Source organism: Caulobacter segnis, assembly GCF_031454995.1.
Classification (GTDB): Bacteria; Pseudomonadota; Alphaproteobacteria; order Caulobacterales; family Caulobacteraceae; genus Caulobacter; species Caulobacter segnis_E.
Genome location: NZ_JAVDRV010000005.1, coordinates 99,967 through 120,428, shown reverse-complemented (window position 1 = coordinate 120,428; position 20,462 = coordinate 99,967). Strand labels below are relative to the sequence as shown.

Genomic DNA, 20,462 nt, shown 5'->3' with positions numbered 1-20,462 from the left:
CGGATTGCTGGTCGCGCTGGGGGGTCCTCTGGAGGTTCTCTCGCTCCAAAGCCTTGGGCGTTGCGGCCTTCTTGCGTTCGAGACAGCGCAAAACGCCGCTCCGCCGCCGCCAAGGCCGCGCTTCCTTAAGTAGCGGCGCGTGGCCGCCGTTGGGCCGCGCGCGAACTTGGCGGCGCGCAACGTTCCGCACCCTCCGGCCGCCTAATCAGGTCGCAGAGGAGACCCGTCATGGACATCACCACCGCGCCGCCCCTTCTTGATCAACCCGTTCGCGACATCGCCATCGGCCGCCCCGGATCCACCGCGATCTTCCGCCGTCACAAGATCGACTATTGCCGCGGAGGTGGAACGCCCCTCGCGAAGGCCGCCGAGGAACGCGGGATCGATCTAGCGGGGCTCATAGCGCAGTTGGACGCCCTGGACCGGGCCGAGGCGGCGGCGCCCGCCGACACCGAAGCCCTGATCGATCATCTACTGGATCGCTATCACGAGGTGCACCGGCGGCAGTTCCCCGAGGCTATCTTCCTAGCGGCGCGGGTTGAGAGCGTACACGGCGATCGCCCAGACTGTCCGACGGGGATCGCCCAGCACCTGGCCTTCATGTTCGACGACCTGGAAGCGCATCACCAGAAGGAGGAGATGATCCTGTTTCCGATGATGCGGCGTGGCGAGCTCCGTCTAGGCGCTCCGATCTCCCGCATGGAGGCCGAGCATGATGACGTTGTCGAGCAACTGAAGGGGCTGGCGCGACTGACCAACGACTTCACGCCTCCTGAAAACGCCTGTGGAACATGGCGCGCGCTCTACGCCCTCTGCCATGAGATCGACGCCGATCTGCGCGACCACATGCACCTGGAGAACAACGTCCTGTTCCGGCGTTTTGGCTAGCCTCTGACCGAGAGGGCCATGCGCACCAATTCGGACAGACTGCGAGCCTGCATCTTGGACATCAGGTTGGCGCGGTAGATCTCGACTGTGCGTGGGCTAATGCCCAGGTCGAAGGCGATGACCTTATTGGCCTTGCCGTCGACCAGCCCCTCAAGAACGTCGCGCTCGCGAGGGGACAGGGCGGCGATGTGCCGGCGCGTCGTGGCCAGAGCCTCGTCCTGCTGGCTTCGCGCCTTGCCCTTCTCAAGCGCGGCGCGCAGGGCGTGGAGCAGCAGGTCCTCGTCAAACGGCTTTTCGATGAAGTCGAACACCCCAGCCTTCATCGCCTCGATGGCCAGCGGCACGTCGGCATGGCCGGTCATGACGATGATCGGCGCGCGGTAGTCCAGCTCCTTGAGCTTGCGGACCATCTCGATGCCGTTCATCTGCGGCATGCGCACGTCGGAGAGGACGCAGCCGCCATCCTCGGGCAGGTCGTCCAGGAAAGCGACCGCGGACTCGAAGATGCGATACGGGATCCGGTTCACCTGCAGCAGGAAGGCCAGGGAATCGCGCATGGCCGCATCGTCGTCGATGATGTGAACGACAGCCTCACTCAAGGTCGATGTCTCCTTCGACGAGCTTCAGGGTGAACTTGAACGTCGCCCCGCCGCCCGGCGTGGGCTCGACCCATAGCCGGCCGCCATGGGCCTCGATGATGGTGCGCGAGATTGACAGACCCACGCCCATGCCGTCCCGCTTGGTCGTCATGAACGGCGCGAAGAGATTATCGGCGATCTCGGGCGCGATGCCGGGACCGGTGTCGGCGACGGTCATCAGCGCCTGATCGTCCAGGCGCCCGACGCTGATGGTCAAGTCGCGGCGCGGACTGGCTTCCATGGCGTCGACGGCGTTGCGGACGAGGTTGACGATGACCTGTTGGACCTGAACGCGGTCGGCCAACACCCGTTCACCGCCCGCGCCATGGTCGAGACGCACATCGACGCCCACCTCGCGCACGCCGATCAGGGCCAGGGCCACCGCTTCCTCGACCATGCGGTTGAGGTCTTCGACCTGCTTTTCGGTCTCACCGCGCGCGACGAAGTCACGGAGCCGGCGGATGATCGCGCCCGCGCGCAACGCCTGTTCGCCCGCCCGCTCCAGGGCCGCGCCCAGCAGATCGCGGTCGATCTCAGCGGCTTCCAGCAGCCGCCGCCCGCCCTTCAGGTAGTTGGTCAGGGCCGAGAGGGGCTGGTTGATCTCGTGGGCGAGGGCCGAGGCCATCTCGCCCATCGAGGTCAGGCGCGCGATGTGCACCAGCTCGTTCTGCAATTCCTGCAGCCGCGCCTGGCTGCGCTGAGCTTCCGTCAGGTCGCGAACGAAGCCGGTGAAGAACCGACCATGACGCGCGCGGATTTCGCCGACCGAAAGCTCCATCGGAAAGGTCGAGCCGTCCTTGCGCTCGCCAATCACCACGCGGCCCAGGCCGATGATGCGGCGTTCCCCGGTCTCATAGTAGCGGCTCAGATAGCCGTCGTGCGCCGAACGGTAGGGCTCGGGCATCAGGCGGCTGACGTTCTGGCCGGTAATCTCGGCCGCCGTCCAGCCGAACAGCCGTTCGGCGGTCGAGCTAAACGAAACCACGCTTCCGGCGTCGTCGATCAGCACCATCGCGTCCGGCACCGTGTCGAGGATCGACGCCAGATGCGCCTCGCGGACCAGGAGGTCCTCGGTCACCGCCTCGGTGCGTTGACGCGCGATCCGGAAGCGCTCGCCGCCGAAGCTAATCGCGCTGCAAACGGCGACGTAGAGCGCCGCGCCGGCCCAGTCGCCGAGGTCCAGGCCATCGCCGCGCGCGCTCAGCGCCAGCAGGCTGACAAGACCCAGCGCGCAGGCGACGAGCCCCCCGTGCAGGCCGCGAAACGCGGCGGCAGCGACGACGGCGGGGAAAAAGAAGAGATAGAGACCGCGATCGCCAAGCAACGGCTCAAATAAAAGGCGGGTGGCCGTGCCGATGACCACCAGCCCGGCCGCGATGCCCACGGCCATGCTCCATTCCCGCACGGGGTCCGGACGGGCCTTTAGGAACTCGTCGATGGTCATCGCTCCGCGCTAGTCCCCTCGGGCGCCTCCGGCCACTCAGGGATTCTCCTTAGGATCAGACCAGAATGTCTGGGTCAGGCAGGCGGCGGTATCAAGCGCTTCATCGGCGGCCAGGGGGTCGCCAGAGGATGAAAAGGCGAAAAGCCATGACCGCTCCGCATATCGATCTCGACGTCCACCACCAGCCGAAAGGCGTTTCGGACGTCATCGCCTTCGGCTTCGTGAAGGCCCTGCGCTTCTGCGCCGACACCTTTTTCGCCAAGCGCTACGGCCACCGCGCGGTAGTCCTGGAGACCGTCGCCGCCGTGCCGGGAATGGTCGGCGCCACGCTGAACCACCTGAAGTGCCTGCGCCGGATGGAAGGCGACAAGGGCTGGATCAAGACCCTGATGGACGAGGCCGAGAACGAGCGCATGCACCTGATGACCTTCATCGAGGTGGCCAAGCCGACCCTGTTCGAGCGCTTCGTGGTCGTCGCCGCGCAGTGGGTCTTCTACCTGTTCTTCTTCGCCCTCTACCTGATCTCCTCGAAGACCGCTCACCGGGTGGTCGGCTACTTCGAGGAAGAGGCGGTGATCAGCTACACCCACTATCTCGCCGAGATCGACGAAGGCCGCAGCGCCAACGTCGCCGCGCCCCAGATCGCCCTCGACTACTGGAAGCTGCCGACCGGCGCCACGCTGCGCGACGTGGTCGAGGTGGTCCGCGCCGACGAGGCCCACCATCGCGACGTGAACCACGGCTTCGCCAACGAACTGTGCGGCCTGCCCGTCGGCGAGGTGGCCCCTTGCCCGCCGCATGTCGTGCTCGAGCCGAACTGGAAGGCCGCCGCCTAGACCCGCGGCCCACAAGGACGACGACTGTGTCCCAAGCCCCTCCCGTCCGCGCGCCCCGCGTCCTGGTGCTCGACCAGGACGCGGCGGTTCGCCAGGCGCTTTGCTTCTCGCTGGGCCTGGAGGGTTACGGCGTCGAGCCGTTCGGCGACGCCGAGAGCTTCGTCAACCGGCTGCAGGCCGGCGGGGTGGACGCCGTGATCATCGGCCATGCCCCGCCGGCGATCGCCGGACCGCCCATGGCCAAGGCCGCCCGATACGCCGGCGACGACATTGCGATCCTGATGACCGCGACCCATCCCGCCGCCGATCTGCGCCGCGCGGCCCGCCGAGACGGCGTGTCGCTGATCGAAAAGCCGCTGATGGGCGACGCCCTGCCGCAGGCGCTCGAGGCGGCTCTGCGGGGAGTTGTCGACGCACAACGACCCGGCCTCGACCGCTAACCAGAGTCTCGCCATGAGCACCGCCCAACAACGCCGCGCCTATGCCGGCCCCGCCCTGTTCAGCTATGGCTTTCGGCCGTTCTTCCTGTCCGGCGCGATCTGGTCGGCCCTATCGATCCCGCTTTGGATCTGGTCCCTGTTTGGCGGCCAGACGGTCGCCGGACACCTCGACTGGCACGTCCACGAGATGCTGTTTGGCATGCTCGGCGCGATCCTGGCGGGCTTCCTGACAACCGCCATTCCCAACTGGACAGGCCGCATGCCGGTGATCGGCGCGAAACTGGCGGCGCTCTGGTCGCTCTGGTTAGCCGGTCGACTGGCCATGCTCTTCCAGGTGTTCATCGGGCCGGCCGCGGCCTGGATCGACGCGGCGTTCCTGTTCGTCTTCGCGGCGGTCGTCTGGCGCGAGGTGCTGTCGGGCAAGAACTGGCGCAACCTGCCGATCTGCTTGCTCACCGCCCTGATGGCCGCCGCCAACATCGCCTTCCACCTGGACGCCGCCCTAGGACTGCAAGGCTTGGGAACGCGTGTCGCCCTGGCCGTGGCGGCCGTCATGCTGGCCCTCATCGGCGGCCGCATCACGCCCAGCTTCACCCAGAACTGGCTTCGTCAGCGCGGCGAGACAAAACTGCCCCCGCCGTTCGGAACCTTCGACAAGGTCGCCGTGATCAGCGCCGCCGTCGCGGCTCTGAGCTGGGCGATCGCGCCCGGACACGCGGCGTCGGGCCTGCTGCTGGTCGCGGCCGGAGGCGTGAACCTGGCGCGCCTCACCCGCTGGCGCGGAAACAGGACGACCGCCGAGCCCCTGCTGTCGATCCTTCATCTCGGCTATGTGTGGCTGGGTCTTGGCCTGCTGCTGTTGGGCGCGAGTGTTCTGACGCCTCTGGTCCCGCGCCCGGCTGGCATCCACGCGCTGTCGGCCGGCGCGATCGGCGTCACCTGCCTGGCGGTCATGTGCCGGGCCAGTCGAGGCCACACCGGCCGTCCGTTGAGCGCCGACCGGGCGACGGTCGCGATCTTCGCGGCGATCAATCTGGCCGCGCTGCTGCGCCTGGCCGCCGCTTTCAGCGCCGACTACCAGGCGGGTTTGCTCGTGCTGGCGGCGCTGTGCTGGACGCTGGCCTATGGCGGCTTCGCGGCCTTCTATGGCCCCATGCTCGTCGGACCGCGTCCCCATCGCGCCTGAGAGTCGAAGGCGCGAGCCCTTAAGCGTCTGCCTGCCGAGGCCCCCACGATGACGTCGTAGGGGCCTTTCGCACGCCGCCAGAGCTGATGCGCCGCCCCTGGCTCTGGTTCTGGATACGACGGCTTCCGCAAGGTGATGACGCGCGCCCGAGATGGACTTGCTCACGGGCAAAGACGGGCGGGCGCGCCGGTCCAGACTAGACGCGGATCAATACGACAAGGCTCGCTTCCATGTCCTTCCGCCTTACGCTTCTGAGCACCGCCACCCTGTTGTTGGCCGCCCCCGCGCTTGCCGAAACCACGGCCTCCGCGCCACCGCCCGCCGCGCCCTCGGCCGCCGTCGAGGACGCCTCCGGCGCGCGCGATGGCGTGTCGTTCACGGTCGGCGAGGTGCTGATCACCGCCGCCGGCGCCGCGGGCTCGGCCAAGTCGCTGCTGACCTCGGTCGACCGCCTTGGCGGCGATGTCGCTCAGGCGGCCAATGTCGACTACGCCTGGGAGCTGATCGGCAAGATGCCTGGCGTCCTCGTCACCGACTTCAACCAGGGGACAACCAGCGGCAAGTTCTCCTTCCGGGGCTTCAATGGCGAGGGCGAGATCAACGCGGTCAAGCTGGTGATTGACGGCGTTCCGTCGAACGGCAACGACGGCAACATGCCCTATCTCGACATGGTCTTCCCGCTGGAGATCGCCGGAGTCGAGGTGGTGCGCGGCACCAGCGATCCGCGTTACGGCCTGCACGCCATCGCCGGCTCGACCAATATCCTGACCCGTGCCGGCGGAACCTACCTGGACGCCAAGGTCCTGGCCGGCGCCTACGCCACCTACGACGGCCAAGTTTCAGCTGGCTACGAGCACGGCGACATCAGCCAGAACTACCTGGTGGCCTATCGCCAGTCGGACGGCTATCGCGACCATGCCGCTCTGGACCGGGTGAGCCTAGCGGGCAAGTGGTTCTATCAGCCCAATGACGCCCTGCGCGCGGGCGTGATCGCCCGCTACTACAAGGGCAATGCCGACGAGCCGGGCTACCTGACCGAGACCCAGGTGTCCGCCGCGCCGCGCTCGACCAACGCCTACAACCGCACCGACGGCGATACGCGGAAGATGGGCCAGTACAGCCTGCACCTCGACTGGACACCGACAGGCGCCCTGTCATGGTCGAACTCGCTCTACCTCAACACGCTGCGCGACGACCGCTATGTGAAGTACTCCGCGGGCGCCAGCCAGCAGCGCCGCTACGCCGACGAGGAGCATTGGGGCGCGATGACCGCGCTACGCTACGAGCCTCAGGTCGCGGCTCTGTCGCGCCTGGTTTTCGAGGTCGGCGGCGACGTGCAGCGGCAGGACAACATCTCGCTTCGCTACAACACCGTCGAGCGCGTCGTGACGTCCCAGACCCGCGACCAGAAATTCAACCTGACGGTCGGCGGCGTCTATGTTCAGAGCGTAATCGAGCCGACGCCCTGGCTGACCTTGACGCCGGCTTGGCGGATCGACTGGGTCGACGGCCACTTCCTCAACCGCCTGACCGGCAAGGCTTCGCCGGTGAACGACTACGGCGCCATCCAGCAGCCGAAGTTCAGCCTGGCCCTGCGCCCGGCCGAAGGCGTCACCGTCTACGGCAACTGGGGCAAGAGCTTCCAGATCGGTGTCGGCTCCGGCGCCTATCTGATCCCGCCGCGCACCACCGACCTGGATCCCTCGATCAACGAGGGCTGGGAGGCTGGCGTTCGCTACGCGCCGACCGACGCTTTCACCACCCGCCTGGCGGTCTGGGGCCAGACGGCGACCGGCGAGCTCAAGCGCAAGCTGAATGATCCCAGCGGCGACTTCGACAACCTCGGCTCCACCAAGCGCGAGGGTGTGGACCTGCAGGTCGACGCCAAGCTGACGCCGCGCCTTGCGATCTGGGGCGCGGCCGCCTGGCAGCGCGCGCGCATTCGCACCCCCGATCCCGCCACGCCCAACCTGGCCGGCAAGAAGATCGACCACCTTCCGGAGCGGATGTTCTCTGGCGGCGTGAACTTCAAGGCGTCCCAGCGCCTGACCCTGTCGGCCTCCGCCTCGGACCAGAGGGCCTATGAGCTGACGACCAACAACGACCATGGGCGCTTCGGCGACTACGTGTCGGTCGACCTGGACGCAGCCTATCGCGTCAATGCCCGGCTGGAGCTGCGCCTGCAGGTCAAGAATTTGACCGACGCCAGCCGCGAGTACGTCTGGTGGGACGGCGCCCAGACCCTGCATAGCCCGGGCGAGGGCCGCGCGGCCTATGTCTCGGCGCGCGTCCGATACTGACGATGGCGCCGCGTCCGACAGTCTCGGCGCGCGCGCTCGCGCGGCAGGTCCACCTGTGGCTGGGCCTGTCGATCGGCGTGCTGTTCGCGATCCTTGGGCTGACCGGATCGATCCTGGTGTTCTACACCACGCTGGATGACGCCCTGCACCCGGAGATCAGCCTGTCGGGCGCCGCCCCGCCGCCCTGCTGGGAGCATGTCCTTCAGACGGCGCGGACCACCTATCCTGACAAGAAGGGACCCTGGCGTTTCGAGGTCACCGGCAGCGGCGGCGACATCCCCGCCCGCTACTACGCGCCGCCCGAGCGCGCGGGCCGCGCCTTCGCCCCGATGATGGTGTGGTTCTCGGCCGACGGCGCGCGGGTGCTGCGCAAGGACTATTGGGGCGACTACGCCGTCACCTGGATCTACGACCTGCACCACAGGCTGCTGATGGGAGAAGTCGGCGCCAGGATCCTGGGCTGGTCCGGGACCGCGATGCTAGCGCTGCTGATCAGCGGTCTGGTCGCATGGTGGCCGCGCCCCGGAACCCTGGTCAAGGCGCTCAGGATCAAGCGCAACACTTCGCCGATCCGCAGGCTCTATGACGCGCACAAGCTGGTGGGCCTGGGCTCGATGGGGCTGCTGGTCCTTCTGACGGTGACGGGGATCATGCTGGCCATGCCCAAGGAATGCATGGCGGTCCTCAAGCCCGTCCTCGGCCCGGCGTCGCCGCCGTCGGCGATCGATACGTCCGCGCCGTTCAGGCCTGAAACGAGGATCAGCGTCGACCGCGCCATCGCCGCCGCTCACACGGCCCTTCCATGCGCCGAGCTCGTCTGGATCGAGGCACCGGCCGTCGATCACGGGGTCTACCGCCTACGCATGCGCGTGACCGGCGATCCCAGTCCACGCTTCCCGCACAGCTTCGTCTGGGTGTCCCCCGCGAGCGGCCGGGTGTTAGCGATAAGCGATGCGCGCCAGGGCAACTCGCATGACCAGGTGCTCCACTGGATCCATCCACTGCATGACGGGTCGGCTGGCGGCCTTCCGGCGCGCATGCTGGCGCTGCTCATGGGCCTCGCGCCAGTCCAGCTCTTACTGGTCGGTGTCTTGCGTTGGCGGCTGCGTAGTCAACGGTGATTGATCGGCGCTAGCGCGGTTATGCTCCGTCTTGAGACCGGTCGCGGGATGCCGTTGATGCTCCCGCCAAGACGCCGGAGCGTTTGGAGACCGCCGCCCAATGTGACCAGCGCGGTTCGGGAAAGACCCATGACGAGAACGAGCCGACCGAAGTTGAGCCATTGACGATGGCGCGGCTATGAACGACGCCAAATCCGCCATCGCCCATGACAGGCGGATCGCAGATCTGACCTAGCCGCTGATGCTCCAGACCTGTCAATTGCCGCAACAGACTGCGCTTGGGCGCGAGAAGCAAAACTCATGACCATACTTGTCGATCGGGACGTAAAGCGAATCCGCCGTCTGCTGCGGGCAAAGGACCGCATGGACGCCGCGCCGCATGAGGACTGGCCGATCACACGTCTGGCGGAGGTCAGCGGGACCTCCGAAGCGTATTTCGCAAGATCATTCCGCGCAGCGTTCGGTATCCCACCTCACCGCTACCTGCTGACCCGTCGCGTCGAACGCGCGGTGGCGCTATTGCGCGATACCGATCTAGCGATCACCGAGATCGCGTTTCAAGCGGGCTGGAACAGTCTTGGAACATTCTGCCGGACGTTCCGCGACATCACCGGCGAGCCCCCCGCGATCTACGCCAGCGGATCCAAGCGACACCGGACGCGCTTGATCAAGTGCCGCACTGCTTCGTCCGCGCGGCGCAACGTCCCGACCTTAGAATGGCAGTTTCGGAGAAGCGCCGCGGACAGAGCGGCGATAGCAACGTCGCCATAGAAAAGGAGGTCCCATGACCCAAAGCATTCAAGTCGCAGGCCTATACGTCCACGATCAGGACGAGGCGCTTCAGTTCTACGAGAAGCTCGGCTTTGCGGTTCACACCGACGCGCGCAACGGAGACTATCGCTGGCTGACGGTGCACCACCCTGATCAGCCTGGGCTTCAGTTGGGCCTGTTTCGCCCTCAAGCGCCGACTGTGGATGAGGTGACCGCCAAAGCGTTGCTTGAAGCCGTGGCGAAGGGGGCGATGCCGCCTCTTGTGATGGTGGTTGACGACTGCCGCGCCGTCTACGAACGGATGCGGAACTGTGGCGTCGAGTTCACACAGGAGCCAACCGAACGCTACGGCGCGGTCGACGCAAGCTTCCGGGACCCATCGGGCAACGGCTGGAAACTCGTCCAGGCCCGTAAGGTCTAGCCGTGTGCTCGATCCCGTCGTGGATGATTTTTACCGGAGGCCGACATGATCTTGCGAACCTGGATTCGACAAACCCATCGATGGCTGGGGATCATCTTGACCCTTACCATCCTCGCCAATTTCGTCGTGAGAGCGCTTGCTCCGCCGCCGCTGGTGATCGTCTACGCTCCGCTTTCCCCCCCTGGCGCTCTTGGTGCTGAGCGGCCTCTACATGTTCTTCACCTCTCGCCCCGCCCGGCCTGAACGGGCCTAAGCGTGAGGTTGCGCCCAGGTGTCGAAGGCCTCCCCGGTCATACCGATTGGAACGACGCCCTTGTGCGCCAAGTGGTCTTCGTTAGCGCGGTCAGGAGCAGCGATCAGATCTCGGCTCACCCAGAGGCACCGCCCTCAGGATCAGTGACCTAATATGGGGCGGACGGCCATCGAGCGGCGCGAACTGGGAATGCACCAACAGCATCGAAGCGAAACAGCAGCAGTTCTTGCTAGTTCCATTCAGGAGGGTTGGGCGCTCGAGTTCTCAGTTCGCGGCGACGGCCCCGGGGGCACTTAGACTAGTCAAAGCGACATCTCGCACCCCCGCACCGTGCGCATAGAGAATTTATCTATAAATCGCACCCATAAAACAGGACCCTATGGAGATTTCAGTGATGTCAGTGGCGTTGATGAACAGCAGCAATGCGTGTGTACGTCGATGAGTTCGTGCGCTGTCCCCGAGATAATCAGAGAAGCTACAAAGGCGGACTACGACGCACTCCTCTCCGATGAAGCGCCGGCTGGCTTGCGGTTAGCGGCTACGGAAATCGCTCCGCACCAAATACTTGTGATGCTCGCTGGAGTGGCCGATGACGTGCGGCCCGGGTTCAGCCCAACGTCCTGGTTGATAGTGGATGGAGATCGCCTTGTTGGTCTCTGCTCGATCGTGAAACCGCCATCCGACGGTGTTGTGGAATTGGGCTATGGGATCGCGCCCAGCGAGCGTCGCCATGGCTATGCGACCAAAGCCGTCGCCGCCATTGCGGTTTGGGCCCGGTCCCGGCCCGATGTCACAGCCCTTGCGGCGGAGACGTCGCCAACGAACGCGCCCTCTCAGGCAGTGCTTTCGGTCAATGGCTTCCAACGGGTTGGCGAGCGGATCGATGAGGAAGACGGGTTGGTGTACTGTTGGCGCCTCGACACATGAGACGAACCCAGCCCATTGCTCATTTAGGGCAAAGTTCCGCTCTTTTGGCTCAATGTACCATTTAATGGCCTCGCCCTAACACAGCGCCGACGCAGACGAGGCTCTGCTAGAAAGCGGATGACACGCCATGATCGCCCGACGGCGTACCGGGCTCCCAGACCGGCGGTTCGAAAGGGGCCCGCTATACGCCCGGCCGTATACGCGCTCGTCATACGTCGAAGCGTATAAGTTCCGCGCTCATCGTTCGAGCGCCACGCCGGCCAGATAAGCCGTCGGCCCACGCGGATTTGCGCGGTTCACGTCGACGCGACAACGCACACCCTGCGCCGACATCGAGGCGCTGGTCTGATGGCGGGCGCGGGGCGCCGCAAATGGATCAGGCGACCGGCTTGGCCCCAGGCGTCCCGCACTTGGCGAACTTGCCTTTGGCGTCCTTGCACTTGGTGGGCTTGGCGGGCGCGGCCGCGGCCGGACACTTGATGAACTTGCCCTTGGCGTCGCGGCAGGGCGCGGCGGCTAGGCTCGCACCGGCGGATGAGAGGGCGATGGCCAGGGTGGCGGCCAGAACGAGAGCCTTGCGCATGGTGTCCTCCTCGCGACGACCTGGGGATGATCGGACGTTTCCTGTGACGCTTTCAAGGCCACGCCGCCGGCCCCCATGCCGAATCGCGTACTGGCCGCGCATGAACCGAGCCGAGATCGACGACATGTTGGACGCCATCGCCGCCGAGGCGGCGCAGGCGGGTGACGAAGCCCTGAAGCCTGGCGCGATCACCTTCAATTCCGGGACCTGGGTGAAGATGTCGCTGGCCGACCTGCCGACCACCTGTGTCAACACCATCGTCGGCATCCGCTATCGCGGCGTCTCGGTTCTGATCAGCAGCCAACACGAGAACAAGGTCCTGAACCGTCGCGAAGACGGCGGCGCCGGCGCCCCGTATTTCGACCTCGAGCCTAGAGCCTAGAGCCTAGACAAGGGTGCTAACGCATCGCCGGCCTCATCGAGGGCGACGAGCGCTCATGACAATGAAGCCTGTACAGGAGAGCGCGCGACGCGCGCTCGGGAAGCGGCGTTGAGCCGCCGGCGGCCGGGCAAGCCGGCCCGCAAGGGGCGCGCCCTTAGGAGCCCGAGCGAGAGCGGCGCCTTCAGAGGCGCGGGGCGGGACAGAGCGCGCCCGACGGCGGCTCACCGTATAGAGCGGCGGGCCTGCGCCAGGAGCCGCCGTTGGCGCCGTACCAGAACTCAGACACTCAATCGCCATTCGCAAATGGTGGCGGACGCACAAGAGCGATGGACTGTGCGGCTGGCGACATGAAGCCGCCAGCCGCCATGGCCTACCAGCTATATCGCAATGTCGCCGTGACCGTCCGCGCCGCGCCGAAGTAGCAGCTGTTGTTGAAGGGGCAGGCGGAGACATAGGTCTTGTCGAACAGATTGGCAGCGTTCAGCGCCCCCTCCCAGCCCTTCAGGTCCGGTGAGATCTGGCCCAGATCGTAGCCGATCAGCGCGTCGACGAGCACAAAGCCGTCCGTGCGGAAGCGCCGGAACGTCGTGACGTTGTTGATCACGGCGTAGGTCGTCGTGCCGTCCGAGCCACCGACATAGCGAACGCCGGCGCCCAGTCGCAGCCCGGCCAGCGCCCCCGTCGCCCATCCGCCGCGACCGAAATCATACGAGACGAAGCTCGAGGCGCCCCACTCGGGAACGCCCAGTTGACGCGTGCCGGTCGTCGTGGGCGTGCCGCTGTTGGTGGCTGTCGCCGCCACCGCGGGCGCGCCCTGGGTAATGATCGCGTCCGTATAGCTAACGGCGGCGACCACGCTGAGGCCGCGCGCAACCTCGCCGCGACCTTCCAGTTCGACGCCGCGCACCCGGACCTCGCCGATCTGCACCTGCGAGGTGCTGGGAATCCCATTCGTGCCGGCCAGCGGATCGGCGACCGGCACCTTCTGGCGCTCCAGTTCATAGGCGGCCAGGGTAAAGAGGGCCGAGGTCCCCTTGGGCTGATACTTCACGCCGCCCTCGATCTGGCGCCCCGTGACAGGCACGAAAGCCTCACCCTGCCAGGTCGCGCCGGCCTGGGGCTCGAACGATTCCGAATAGCTGACATAGGGCGCCAGGCCGTCGGTCAGCTCGTAGAGGCCGCCGACCCGCATGGTGAAGGCGTTCTGCTTCAAAGTGCTGCTGGTGGCGGTCTTCTTGTTGTCGGTGATTTGCTCGTACCAGTCGTAGCGGCCGCTTGCGATCAGCTGCAACCGGCCGATCGACATTTGATCCTGAGCGTAAAGCCCCTTCTGCTCGCGCCGTGTGTAGGTGTTCACGTAGGCCGACGACAGCGTCTTCAGATCGAAGCTGGGCAGCGTTCCGCCGTAGGTCGGGGCGAACAAGCTCAGGTTCGGGATGCTGGTCAGCGGGTTGCTGGTCTGACCCGTGTTGAACTGCTGGAAGTTCTCGCCGGTGATCCGCTGATAGTCGAGACCGGCCAACACCTGGTGCTTGATCGCGCCGGTGGCGAACTGGCCGCTCAGCTGGTTGTCCAGCGTCAAGGTGTTGAAGTCCTCGTCCGCACCGCCGCCGCCGCGAATGATGGTCGAGTAGTCGGTGTTGCGGTTCGCGCCTGTCCCGGTTGTGGCGAAACCGGCGACATACAACTGGCGATACGAGAGCGTGTTGTTTTGAAAGCGCGCGTTGGAGCGGAAGGTCAGGTTTTCGTTGATGTCATGGCGGAAGAAGGCCGCCAGCGACTTGGCCTTATGGTCGTAGCGCTCATAGCCCGGATCACCGGTGTTGATGTCGCGCGGCAGCTTGCCGAACGGGTTGGTCAGCACCGAGCCATAGGCCGGGACGCCGGAATAACCGCCGCCGCTGGGGGATTCCTGATAGGCCGCCACCAGGGTCAGGCTGGTGTCAGCCGTGGGCTCGAAAGTGACCATTGGACTGACGTGAAAGCGCTCGCTGAAGGTGCCTTGGGTGAGGCCGTCGCCCTTTTGCCAGCCGGCGGCCAGGCGGCCCAACCACTTGCCCTCGCTATCCAGCGGCGTGTTGATGTCCGCCGCCAACCTCCGTGAATCGTAGTTGCCCAGCTGACCTTCCACGCGGCCAAACCGGCCCTCCTCGGGCATCTTACTGGCCAGGTTGACCAGGCCACCGGGCGTGGCGTTGCCGTACAGCACCGAGGCTGGTCCCTTGACGATATCGATGTGGTCGATGCGATTGAAGTCGATCTGCGGCATCGAGTACGGCCCGGCGATCAGGCGCATGCCGTCAAGGAAAACCCCTGGCGTAAAGCCGCGAACCACCAGTTGATCATAGCGTGTGACCATGCCGCCCCGCTGGTTAGGGGCGACGCCGGCGACGAAACCCAGCGCCTGGTTGATCGACTGCACGTTGCGTCGCGACAACTCGGCGCCGTCGATCACGGTGATGCTCTGGGGTGTCTCGATCAGCGGCGTTTCGGTCTTGGTCCCGGCGGCTGCGCGACGGGCCTTCAGGCCGGTGATCTCGACGCGCTCGACGGCGTTCGGATCGCCGTCGGCGTCATCCGCGCTTGCCGCGCCGACGCACAGCCCCTGCAACGCGGCGGCGGCGGCCAACGTCATGGCCAGCCCTTTCCAGGCCTCCCGGCCAGTGGTCGCGCCGCGCACGGACTTTGAACGGATGATCATGAACGCCCCTCACAGATTGTATTAAGATTGCGAATTAGTTGCAAATACAGAGGCGAGCCGTTAGACGCAAGCCAGCTTCTGGAGGGCGCGTGAGTCACGATCGACAGCCGAGAAAGACGATTGCCTGGCACAGCGCGGCGCGGATGACCGCGCGTGGACTCACCGCCTTGGCGGGCGGATACGCGGCCGCCGCCGCCTTGTCCTCGCTGCTGGCCAGGCTGTTGCCGGGACCGCCGGCCGAGGCCTCGGCCTGGGGCATGATCGTGTCGTTCCCGCTATTCGCCGGGCTCGGGCTGTGGGCTTTCCACGCGCGTCGGCTGACCCATGTGGCGGCCGTGCTTTGGGGTGCGGCGCTGCTGGCCGGCGGCGCGGTCTTGCTGCTCGGAGTCAGGCCTTGAACACCCGGTCGAACCCGAATGAGAGCTCGCTGGCCGTCCGGGGCCTTCGCCAGTCGATGGCCTGGATTCACGCTTGGCTCGGCTTGCTGGCGGGCTGGATCCTGTTCGCCATGTTCCTGACCGGCACGGCCAGCTACTTCCGGCCTGAGATCACCCGTTGGATGCAGCCCGAGCTGCGCTCGACCCACGCCTCCGCCGAGCAGGCAGCCCAGGCGGCCATCAACCACCTGCAGGCGACCTCGCCGGGCGACCAGCAGTGGTTCATCTATCTGCCCGACGACCGCACCGGGGTGACCCGGGTCTTCGCCCGCGCCAAGCCCAACCCCGCAAAGCCCGCGCCGCGTCGTCCCGAACTGAAGCTAGACCCGGTCACGGGTCAGCCGCTGACGGCCCGTGACACCAAGGGCGGCGAGCACTTCTACCGGTTCCACTTCCAACTCCAGTTGCCCCATCCGTGGGGGCGGTGGCTGGCGGGGGTCTGCGCGACCTTCATGCTCGCGGCGATCATCTCCGGCGTGATCACCCACAAGCGCATCTTCACGGACTTCTTCACCCTGCGCTGGCGCAAGGGTCAACGCAGCTGGCTTGACGCCCACAACGCCTCGGCGGTGCTGGCCCTGCCGTTCCACGCCATGATCACCTACACGGGCCTGATCACGTTGGTGGCGATGTACATGCCCTGGCCCGCGCAGGCGAACTTCAAGCGGTTCGAGGACTTTACGGCCGCAGCCTATGGCGCGCCGGCGGAAGGCAAGGCGTCCGGACAGGCCGCGCCGCTACGACCGGTGGGCCCGATGATCCAAGCCGCAGAGCGCGCTTGGGGCGGCGATCGGCCTCGCACCGTCGTGATACGCAATCCGAACGACGCGGCCGCCACCGTCACGGTTCTACGCACCACGGCCAGCCGTCTTAACGCGCGGCCGGACTCGATCACCTTCTCCGGCGTGACCGGCCAACAGCTCTCCAAATCGCCACCGCCCGGCCCGGCCATATCCACCGCCGGCGTCATGCTGGGTCTGCATCTTGGCCACTTCGCCGACCCCGCCCTGAGATGGATCTGCTTCCTTCTGGGCCTTACCGGCGCGGCGATGGTCGGGACCGGTCAGGTCCTTTGGGTGGTCAAGCGCCGCAAGGCGAACGCTCCGCCCTTCTTCGGGCTGCGCCTGGTCGAACGCCTGAACATCGGCGCCATCGCCTGTCTGCCCGCAGGCATGGCCGCCTTCCTAATGGCCAACCGCCTGATTCCCGCCGACCTACCCGGTCGTGCAAATCTCGAGGTCTCGGCGATGTTCTGGGTCTGGTTCGGCCTGGCGGCGCTTTCGCTGCTACGCCCCGCCCGTCGCGCCTGGATTGAGACCCTAGGACTAGCGGCCGTCGCCTTCGCCGCGATTCCGGTCGTCAACGCCCTGACCACCGATCGTGGACTGGTCGACAGTCTGGCCGCCGCCGACTGGCTGTTCGTCAGCTTCGACCTGGCCATGCTGGCCATCGCCGCGCTCTGCGGCTTCGGCGCGCTGAAGGCTGCCCGCAAACCGGAGCCGCGTTCCTTCGCGCCCGCTCGCCAGGCTCGAGTCGCGACGCCCAAGCCCACATCTATCCAGGAAAACGCCGATGCCGTTTGACAGCGGCCTGATCAGCTACGCCGCCTTCGCCAGTCTGGCCCTGGCGACGAAGAAGCACGGGAGCAGCCTGGGTTGGAGCGCCCTGCCCCCTCAGCGCGTTCTCCGGGTGCTGGGATGGGCGCTGCTGGCCCTATCAGCCATCGCCGCCATCGCGCGCCTAGGCCCGGCCTTGGGCGTCACCGCCTGGATCGGCCAGATGTGCGTGGCCGCGCCCCTGCTGGTGCTCATGTTGTCGTGGCGGCCAAGGCTGTCAGCGATCGTGGCCGGCGTCAGCCTAGTCTGCGCCCTCTTCACCGCGATCCGCTGATCGTGGGCTCTCATCGACATCGCCGTGATAACCTTGTCATCAAGCCCATTCGCCTTACGCGCCGCACAGCGCCAGAAGCTGACTTCGGTATTCCTCCAGAAACGATATTCATCGATCGGCGCACCCCGTGATGACCGCAATATCGGCTACTTCAACGGTGGCTACTGGGACGAACCGCTCCGCGTGCTGTTCAACGTTCGCGCCCGCGACTGAGCCCTTGAGGCGTGCGGCTCACCGCGCGCCTCAAGCCGCGTTTCCAGGCTCGCCCCCCCTGGCGTATCGCCCTGCTCGGGGAGACTCCAAAGGCCCGCCGATAGAGGCGCGCGAAGTGGCTGGGATTGGCGTAGCCGACTTGTAGCGCCGCTTCGATGACGCTTACCTCTTGCTCTGTCATCAGGGCGCGGGCTCGCCAAAGGCGCTGATCCTGCAGGTACCTTCCCCGGCCGATCCGAAGGTCTCTGTCGGCGGCCGTGCAGCGGCAGAAACTCGCGCACCGTGCGCACAGGGTTTAGGTTCCAGCGCGCAGCGCCCAGAAGTAGACCTTCCGAACGGAAGCGATGAGTCATGTTTCCCCGCTCTCGGGAGGCGCGTCAGCGGGACTCTGCGTGCGCCCGCAGAGCTTTGCGCGCCAGGACGATCGCGCCCAGAACACCGGAATTCTCGCGGAGCGCCGGGGCGACGAGATAGGCCTCAATGGCTTGCGCGCTCTGAAGCGCCGGCAGGTAGCCGCCAAGCCACGAAGTCAGGCGTTCGCGGGCGCGGGACAGGACGCGAGGGGTCTGGCCAACACCGCCTCCCAGCACGATCCGACGGGGAGCGACCGTGTAGGTGAGCGTGGCGGCCATCTGCGCCAGATAGTCTCCGACCAGGCCCCAGACGGGATCGTCGGCCGCCAGCGCCTCCCCGGGACGCCCGGCGCGGGCGGCGAGCGCAGGCCCGCTGACCAAACCTTCCAGACAATCGCCGTGAAAGGGACAAGACCCCACGAACGGATCCAGGGCCGGATCGCGACGCACGGGCAGATGGCCGAGCTCGGGGTGCAACGCTCCGTGCACCGGCGCGCCATTGACGACCACACCGACGCCAACCCCCGTCCCCACCGTCACATAGGCGTAGTCGTCGAGGCCCGCGCAGGCGCCCCAGCGCCCCTCGCCAAGAGCCGCGCCATTGACGTCGGTGTCCAGGCCGATCGGGACCCCCAGCCGCCTCAAGGGGCCCAGGATGTCGGCGCCCGACCAGCCCGGCTTCGGCGTCGGGAGAATGTGGCCATAGTCGGGGGCCTTCGGATCCAGCCGCACCGGCCCGAACGTCGCCACGCCGACGGCGTCGAGGCCGAGACTCCCGCGCCGGGCCTCCAGCACGCCGACGATGGCGTCGATCGTCTCTTCCGGCGTCGTGGTCGGGATGCGTACGCGCTCGCCGAGGTCTTCCGGCCCCGAGCCGAAGGCGACCACGACCTTCGTTCCGCCGATTTCCACGCCCGCGTAGGTCATTGCCTCTCCCTCAAGAAAGCGTCGCAGCCCCTCACGCGATCGCCGCGCGCTCGATGGCGTCGGGATCCGGATCGAACCGGGACTTAGCGTCGAAGATGAGCGTGGCGGCCCCTTCCCGCGTCACCGGACGCCAACGCGGCAGGCCGGGGTGGTTGGGATCGCCGCTCCGGGCGAAGGCCACGAAGGCGTCGGCCACCTGGGCGCTCAACGCGCGGGCGTCCTGCCCCCCGCCGGTCATGGAGTCACAGCGGTCGGTGTTGGCGAAGGCGAACGGAATATCCAGGCAGTGGAACGCCCGTGGCCGGCCATCCAGCACCGGTGAGCGCCAGTTGAACCGGTAGAGATAGGCCGGCGCTCCGCCCTGACGGGCCTTGGTCGCCGCCTGATCGACCGCGGCCTTACGGATCGGGGCGGTGGCGATGCGAGACCACAGATCGAAGGGGCTGGCGTCAGGCGTCCGCTGGCGGAAAGCCGCCACGAGGCTCGCGCCCTTTCCGGGCAGGAAGCGCTCAGCCCGCGCCGTCAGCTCCGCCAAGCTCATCGCCTCGACCTCGGGGGAATTGATCCCGTGGACAAACTCGTTGAGCGTCGTGCCGACCATCAGCGGCACGTCGGCGGAAATCGCCGGCGCGTCCGGGTGGAAGGGACAGGTCGGCAGGATGGCCCCGTCGACCACGGGCGCGAAGTCGAGGTGATCGGGGATAAGGCGGGCGTCGACGAAGCCGTCGAACGGCTTGTTGACCCGCGCCCGGACCCGTTGCCCCGCCTCCAGAAGGCGCGCGTGCGGCAGGGTCTGGAGACGAGCGACGTCCGAAGTCGAGAGGCCCAGTTCAGCCAGGGTCAGATCGGTCAGGCGGCGCGCCTTCTCCTGGGAGACGGCGCGGCTGAAGGAGCCGCTCATGACGATGGCGCGGTGAAAGAGACCGCGGGCGGCGGGCATGCCCATCAGGGTCGAGACCTTGGCCCCCCCCCCGGACTGACCGAAGATCAGAACCCGGTCGGGATCCCCACCGAACTGGGCGATGTTGTCGCGAACCCACGCCAAGGCGGCGACGATGTCGAGCATGCCGACGTTGCCAGACTGGGCGAACCGCTCATCGCAGTGGGACAGGTCCAGATACCCCAGGACGTTCAGGCGGTGATTGAGCGTCACGACCACCACGTCCCCCCGGCGCGCGAGGTTCTCGCCATCGAACGCCGGCAGATCATGGCCGGAGCCGGCCGCGAAGCCGCCCCCGTGGAGCCACACCATGACCGGCCGTCGTCCGGAGCCCTCAAGGCCCGGCGTCCAGACATTGAGCCTCAGGCAGTCTTCGCTCTGGACGGCGTCGTTCCATTGAAAGACGAAGGCTTCCTCATCGTTGAGGCGGCCTGTTCCCTGATCCTGGGGGCAGATTGGGCCATAGTGGCGAGCGCTGCGGACGCCCTTCCAGGGCTCCGGCGCGCGCGGCGGCAGAAAACGGTTTTCCCCGCCGGTCGGACCGGCGTAGGGCACGCCCTTGAAGGTGAAAATCCCGCCGCGAACATAGCCCGCCACGCGGCCGGCGGCGGTCGAAGCCTGGGCCAGGGCGCCGCCGGCGGCCAGGCTGAATGGCGCGGACTTCGTGGCGGCCGCGGCCGAGCCCGCCGCCGCGCCTTGGACGCCCGCGATCAAGCCCGCGCCCGCGAGAACGGACCGGCGGCCCACGCCGAAGGCGCGACGATCATCGAACAAGCCGCTCACGGTCAAACCCTCCCAGGCCATCGCGACG

The 20,462-nt window shown here is 66.8% G+C and carries 20 protein-coding genes; 13 read left to right on the top strand and 7 right to left on the bottom strand.

Features of this window, described 5'->3' with window-relative positions; all coding sequences use genetic code 11:
- Nucleotides 1-228: 228 nt before the first annotated feature.
- Nucleotides 229-888: an iron-sulfur cluster repair di-iron protein gene (ric, locus tag J2728_RS16415; RefSeq protein WP_013080131.1), complete on the top strand. Its 660-nt coding sequence runs from the start codon at nucleotides 229-231 to the stop codon at nucleotides 886-888.
- On the opposite strand, the gene fixJ is transcribed toward ric, so the two are convergent.
- Both fixJ and J2728_RS16405 read right to left on the bottom strand, forming a co-directional pair.
- Complete coding sequence (fixJ, locus tag J2728_RS16410) at nucleotides 885-1,487, bottom strand: response regulator FixJ (protein WP_013080132.1); 603 nt, start codon at nucleotides 1,485-1,487, stop codon at nucleotides 885-887. The two genes, ric and fixJ, sit on opposite strands and share 4 nt — an antisense overlap.
- Complete coding sequence (locus tag J2728_RS16405; RefSeq protein WP_310000880.1) at nucleotides 1,480-2,970, bottom strand: PAS domain-containing sensor histidine kinase; 1,491 nt, start codon at nucleotides 2,968-2,970, stop codon at nucleotides 1,480-1,482. Before J2728_RS16405 ends, fixJ begins: the two co-directional genes overlap by 8 nt.
- A gap of 146 nt (nucleotides 2,971-3,116) precedes the next feature.
- On the opposite strand from J2728_RS16405, the gene J2728_RS16400 reads away from it, so the two are divergent.
- From J2728_RS16400 to J2728_RS22330, 8 genes are all read left to right on the top strand, one after another.
- Entirely contained in the window at nucleotides 3,117-3,806 is a 690-nt protein-coding gene (locus J2728_RS16400) for an alternative oxidase (protein WP_013080133.1), read from the top strand.
- A gap of 26 nt (nucleotides 3,807-3,832) precedes the next feature.
- On the top strand, nucleotides 3,833-4,246 hold the full coding sequence (locus tag J2728_RS16395) for a response regulator (protein ID WP_013080134.1): 414 nt from the start codon (nucleotides 3,833-3,835) through the stop codon (nucleotides 4,244-4,246).
- Between the two features lie 13 nt (nucleotides 4,247-4,259).
- Complete coding sequence (locus J2728_RS16390) at nucleotides 4,260-5,432, top strand: NnrS family protein (protein WP_310000877.1); 1,173 nt, start codon at nucleotides 4,260-4,262, stop codon at nucleotides 5,430-5,432.
- A 230-nt stretch (nucleotides 5,433-5,662) separates the two neighbouring features.
- Nucleotides 5,663-7,732, top strand: a complete 2,070-nt coding sequence (locus J2728_RS16385; RefSeq protein ID WP_310000875.1) for a TonB-dependent receptor — start codon at nucleotides 5,663-5,665, stop codon at nucleotides 7,730-7,732.
- 2 nt (nucleotides 7,733-7,734) lie between these two features.
- On the top strand, nucleotides 7,735-8,853 hold the full coding sequence (locus J2728_RS16380) for a PepSY-associated TM helix domain-containing protein (RefSeq protein ID WP_310000873.1): 1,119 nt from the start codon (nucleotides 7,735-7,737) through the stop codon (nucleotides 8,851-8,853).
- A 300-nt stretch (nucleotides 8,854-9,153) separates the two neighbouring features.
- Nucleotides 9,154-9,624: a helix-turn-helix transcriptional regulator gene (locus J2728_RS16375; protein WP_310000871.1), complete on the top strand. Its 471-nt coding sequence runs from the start codon at nucleotides 9,154-9,156 to the stop codon at nucleotides 9,622-9,624.
- Nucleotides 9,625-9,637: 13 nt separating this feature from the next.
- Nucleotides 9,638-10,045: a VOC family protein gene (locus J2728_RS16370; protein WP_310000869.1), complete on the top strand. Its 408-nt coding sequence runs from the start codon at nucleotides 9,638-9,640 to the stop codon at nucleotides 10,043-10,045.
- A 691-nt stretch (nucleotides 10,046-10,736) separates the two neighbouring features.
- On the top strand, nucleotides 10,737-11,225 hold the full coding sequence (locus J2728_RS22330) for a GNAT family N-acetyltransferase (protein WP_404979789.1): 489 nt from the start codon (nucleotides 10,737-10,739) through the stop codon (nucleotides 11,223-11,225).
- 376 nt (nucleotides 11,226-11,601) lie between these two features.
- Here J2728_RS22330 and J2728_RS16365 read toward each other — a convergent pair whose 3' ends face one another.
- Nucleotides 11,602-11,808, bottom strand: a complete 207-nt coding sequence (locus tag J2728_RS16365; RefSeq protein ID WP_310000867.1) for a hypothetical protein — start codon at nucleotides 11,806-11,808, stop codon at nucleotides 11,602-11,604.
- Nucleotides 11,809-11,908: 100 nt separating this feature from the next.
- Here J2728_RS16365 and J2728_RS16360 point away from each other — a divergent pair, with 100 nt between their 5' ends.
- A complete protein-coding gene (locus J2728_RS16360; RefSeq protein WP_310000866.1) occupies nucleotides 11,909-12,190 on the top strand; it encodes a hypothetical protein in 282 nt (93 codons plus the stop codon).
- A 370-nt stretch (nucleotides 12,191-12,560) separates the two neighbouring features.
- Here the strand turns inward: J2728_RS16360 and J2728_RS16355 are convergent, their stop codons facing one another.
- On the bottom strand, nucleotides 12,561-14,891 hold the full coding sequence (locus tag J2728_RS16355) for a TonB-dependent siderophore receptor (protein ID WP_310000864.1): 2,331 nt from the start codon (nucleotides 14,889-14,891) through the stop codon (nucleotides 12,561-12,563).
- Nucleotides 14,892-15,034: 143 nt separating this feature from the next.
- On the opposite strand from J2728_RS16355, the gene J2728_RS16350 reads away from it, so the two are divergent.
- The 3 genes from J2728_RS16350 to J2728_RS16340 are packed head-to-tail and all read left to right on the top strand — an operon-like array spanning nucleotide 15,035 to nucleotide 17,218.
- Entirely contained in the window at nucleotides 15,035-15,289 is a 255-nt protein-coding gene (locus J2728_RS16350) for a hypothetical protein (protein ID WP_310000861.1), read from the top strand.
- Nucleotides 15,286-16,911, top strand: coding sequence for a PepSY-associated TM helix domain-containing protein (locus J2728_RS16345; RefSeq protein WP_310000859.1), 1,626 nt, complete (start codon nucleotides 15,286-15,288; stop codon nucleotides 16,909-16,911). The genes J2728_RS16350 and J2728_RS16345 overlap by 4 nt, the downstream gene beginning before the upstream one ends.
- A complete protein-coding gene (locus J2728_RS16340) occupies nucleotides 16,901-17,218 on the top strand; it encodes a DUF3325 domain-containing protein (RefSeq protein ID WP_310000857.1) in 318 nt (105 codons plus the stop codon). The genes J2728_RS16345 and J2728_RS16340 overlap by 11 nt, the downstream gene beginning before the upstream one ends.
- A 190-nt stretch (nucleotides 17,219-17,408) precedes the next feature.
- Here the strand turns inward: J2728_RS16340 and J2728_RS22325 are convergent, their stop codons facing one another.
- The 3 genes from J2728_RS22325 to J2728_RS16330 all read right to left on the bottom strand — a co-directional run bounded on the left by J2728_RS22325 (nucleotide 17,409) and on the right by J2728_RS16330 (nucleotide 20,434).
- Nucleotides 17,409-17,648, bottom strand: coding sequence for a helix-turn-helix domain-containing protein (locus J2728_RS22325; RefSeq protein WP_404979788.1), 240 nt, complete (start codon nucleotides 17,646-17,648; stop codon nucleotides 17,409-17,411).
- Between the two features lie 160 nt (nucleotides 17,649-17,808).
- Nucleotides 17,809-18,711, bottom strand: a complete 903-nt coding sequence (locus J2728_RS16335) for an ROK family protein (protein WP_310000856.1) — start codon at nucleotides 18,709-18,711, stop codon at nucleotides 17,809-17,811.
- Between the two features lie 31 nt (nucleotides 18,712-18,742).
- Entirely contained in the window at nucleotides 18,743-20,434 is a 1,692-nt protein-coding gene (locus J2728_RS16330; RefSeq protein ID WP_310000855.1) for a carboxylesterase/lipase family protein, read from the bottom strand.
- Nucleotides 20,435-20,462 lie beyond the last annotated feature (28 nt).